Consider the following 751-nt stretch of genomic DNA (forward strand, 5'->3'; position numbering starts at 1 on the left):
GCTTTGCCGTCCTTGCTCGCCGTTCCACGCCAGATGCCCTTGTCATCCTTCGTCAGGGCGGAGACGTCCGAGTAGCCCGCCTTCTCGATGGCGTTCTTGGCCTGGTCCTCGGTGAAGCTGTTGGCGCCAGGCACCGGTGCCACAGAATTTGTGGCGTCCGCATCGGACGCGGCTGGCGCGGAACTGTCGGGGGCAGGAGCGGCAGCCGCGACCTTGCCAACCATCTCCTGATGCATCTTGAGTGTCGGCAACGTCTCGCTTGCAAACGACTTGAGAGCGGAATTGTCGCCTTCCTTGGCGTAGCTTTCAAACATGCTTACAGCATCGGCATGCGCCGTCTTCTGCATGTCGGCATAGGTTGCATCGACTGGCGCCGCAGCTGACTGCAACTTGTCGACGTCGTTCTTGTGGGCAGCGTCGAGGTCGGCGGGCACCTGCAATTTCTGTTCGCCGGCAATACTCTCGAGTTTGGCGTTCGCAGCACCGTGGTCGGAGATCATCTTCTGCGCGAAATCCTTAAGGGTCGGATCCTGGAGCTTGCTTTGAGCGACCTTGCTGGACTGCACTTCGAACATCCCGCCGATCGCGGCCTTCGTGACGAAGTCCTGGGCCGTCTCTGCTGACAAGGCAGGCAGTACAGCGGTCATTGCGGTCGCGATCGACAGCGATGCCATGCGTAGTTTGGTTCTCATGCTTAGGTTCCTTGTTGAGGAGGACGATGAACTCCAATCTCCCGGCGCCATCTTTGTTC

The 751-nt window shown here is 59.7% G+C and carries 1 protein-coding gene; it reads right to left on the reverse strand.

Annotated features, from left to right (window positions below; translation table 11 throughout):
* On the reverse strand, positions 1–692 hold a 692-nt coding region (locus tag EOA22_RS35870; protein WP_164756293.1), incomplete at its 3' end, for a DUF4142 domain-containing protein.
* Between the last annotated feature and the right edge of the window lie 59 nt (positions 693–751).

The organism is Mesorhizobium sp. M7A.F.Ca.US.014.04.1.1 (genome assembly GCF_003998745.1).
GTDB classification, from domain to species: Bacteria; Pseudomonadota; Alphaproteobacteria; order Rhizobiales; family Rhizobiaceae; genus Mesorhizobium; species Mesorhizobium ciceri.